The organism is Oleiphilus sp. HI0128, from assembly GCF_001635365.1.
The window spans coordinates 1-2,551 of the sequence record NZ_LWGG01001070.1; the positions used below are offsets into that span (position 1 = coordinate 1).

General features: G+C 43.8%; 3 protein-coding genes. All 3 read left to right on the forward strand.

Annotated features, from left to right (window positions below; all coding sequences use genetic code 11):
• The first annotated feature begins 146 nt into the window (after nt 1-146).
• Nucleotides 147-389, forward strand: a complete 243-nt coding sequence (locus A3763_RS18255; RefSeq protein WP_068507869.1) for an OadG family protein — start codon at nt 147-149, stop codon at nt 387-389.
• Between the two features lie 43 nt (nt 390-432).
• Nucleotides 433-2,220 (forward strand): sodium-extruding oxaloacetate decarboxylase subunit alpha, encoded by a 1,788-nt coding sequence (gene oadA / locus A3763_RS18260; protein WP_068507867.1) that lies wholly within the window; start codon nt 433-435, stop codon nt 2,218-2,220.
• A gap of 13 nt (nt 2,221-2,233) precedes the next feature.
• Nucleotides 2,234-2,551: sodium ion-translocating decarboxylase subunit beta (locus A3763_RS18265; RefSeq protein WP_197482962.1), on the forward strand; the 318-nt coding region annotated here is incomplete at its 3' end.

Consider the following 2,551-nt stretch of genomic DNA (forward strand, 5'->3'; position numbering starts at 1 on the left):
TATACAGTTAAAAATTGTATTAAATCGTATTGCCTACAAACGCTAGAAAAGGTACATTACGCTCGCCTAGTAACATGTGTTACATTTGGGTGGTTTTTAGGATAATTTCCTTGTTATCAACAACAAATTGATTAGGTAGTCAGAATATGACTGATTTAATGTCTGAAGCAATAAACTTGATGTTGGTGGGTATGGGATTCGTTTTTGTATTTTTGACGATCTTAGTTTTTGCTACATCGTTCATGTCAAAAATGATTTTGAAATATGCGCCAGCACCTGAGCCTAAAGCTCCAGCTGCATCGCCAGTAACTCAAGCATCTAATGATGCGCAACTGTTAGCAGTACTCTCTGCTGCAGTAGACAAATATCGCTCAGACCACAAGAAGTGAGCGTGAATAAAATTTGAACCTTTAACAGAAGGCTTGATAGAAAATGACGGATTCGAACAAAAAACTCGGAATCACTGATGTCGTACTTCGTGATGCACATCAATCTTTATTAGCAACGCGTATGCGAATTGACGATATGCTGCCAATTGCTGAAAAGCTAGATCAGGTAGGCTATTGGTCACTTGAATCTTGGGGTGGCGCTACATTTGACTCCTGTATTCGATTTATTGGTGAAGATCCATGGGATCGTATCAGAGAATTGAAGAAAGTCATGCCTAATACTCCGCAGCAAATGTTGTTGCGAGGTCAAAATCTGTTAGGTTATAGACATTATGCTGATGACGTTGTTGATAAGTTCGTAGAGCGTGCTGTAAAAAATGGTGTTGAGGTATTCCGTGTTTTTGACGCGATGAACGACCCTCGCAACCTGGATCGTGCGCTTAAAGCTGTTAAAGCAAACGGCGGTCATGCTCAGGCAACGCTTTCCTATACAACAAGTCCTGTACATACTTTGGAAAGCTGGGTTAGCTTAGCGAAGCAGATTGAAGACTTGGGTGCAGATTCTATCGCTATTAAAGATATGGCCGGTACATTAACGCCTTATGCTGCTTCTGAGTTGGTTGGGCGTTTGAAAGCTCAGACTGATCTAGAAGTTCAATTACATGCACACGCGACTTCTGGCTTGTCAGATATGACAATTCTTAAAGCGGTTGAAGCAGGTATTGACCGTGTTGACACGGCTATTTCTTCAATGGCAATGACATACGGCCATACTGCGACTGAAAGTGTGGTTGCGGCATTGGCAGGTACTGGTCGTGATACTGGCTTGGACATGAAGCTTCTTGAAGAGATTGCTGCTTACTTCCGTAAGGTTCGTAAGAAGTACGCTAAGTTCGAAGGTTCATTGCGTGGTACTGATTCGCGAATTCTGATTGCCCAGGTTCCTGGTGGCATGTTGACCAACATGGAAAACCAGTTGAAAGAGCAGGGTGCTGCAGACAAATTTGATGCAGTGCTAGAAGAAATTCCACGTGTTCGTGAAGATCTTGGTCATATTCCTCTTGTAACACCTACTTCTCAGATTGTTGGAACCCAAGCGGTTCTGAACGTATTGACTGGCGAGCGCTATAAATCAATCTCTAAAGAGACTGCGGGTATTCTTAAAGGTGAATACGGTGCGGCTCCAGCTCCTTATAATAAAGAGCTACAGGATCGCGTTTTAGATGGTGGTGAAGCAATTACTTGCCGACCAGGAGACTTGCTTGAGCCAGAAATGGACAAGTTGACTGAGGAAGTTAAGAAACTTGCTGGCGAAAAAGGTATCAAGCTTGCTGATGAGACGGTCGATGATGTTCTGACTTATGCTCTGTTCCCTCAGATTGGTCTTAAGTTCCTAGAGAATCGTGACAATGCAGATGCATTTGAGCCGGTTCCAAGTGAAGATGACGTAAAAGCGGCAGCTAAGGGTGGTAAGGAAGTTTATACCATTAACGTTAGCGGTCAGTCTTACGTTGTTGAAGTTGAGGAAGGCGGTGATATCACAGGTATGGTTCCAGTTACTGGTGGTGCTCCTTTACAGGCTTCTGGTGGTGCGCCAGCAGCGGCTGCTCCTGCGGGTGGTGGTGATCCGGTTCCAGCTCCGTTAGCAGGTAACATCTTTAAGGTTGTTGCAACGCCTGGTCAAGTTGTTCAAGAGGGTGACTTGCTGTTGATTCTTGAAGCAATGAAGATGGAAACAGAAGTACGTGCACCACGAGCGGGTACTGTTGGAACGATTAGTGTCTCTGTTGGCGACTCAGTTGCCGTTGGCGATACTTTGATGACCTTATAAGGGTAGTCTGACAATGGAAAATATACTTAATTTATGGACCGGTAGTGGTCTTTATAATATCTCTATCGGCCAGTTCTCGATGATCGTTATTTGTCTCGGTCTTCTATATATGGCTATTAAAAAAGGCTTTGAGCCTTTGTTGCTATTGCCTATTGGTATGGGCGGGATATTGGCTAATATTCCAGAGGCTGGACTTGCTTTATCGGCCGCTGAAAATGCGATACATTTTCACAAGCCTGAAGTAATGATGGCTTTGGCAGAGGTTTTGAAAGTTCCTTTTGAAGCCGGTCAGGAAATGACGCAAGAGACCTTATATGCGTTTAAAGACGCT

Excerpts from the sequence above, each read along its gene's own strand:
- A3763_RS18255 (WP_068507869.1), top strand. The coding sequence starts at position 147 with ATGACTGATTTAATGTCTGAAGCAATAAACTTGATGTTGGTGGGTATG.
- oadA (WP_068507867.1), top strand. The coding sequence starts at position 433 with ATGACGGATTCGAACAAAAAACTCGGAATCACTGATGTCGTACTTCGT.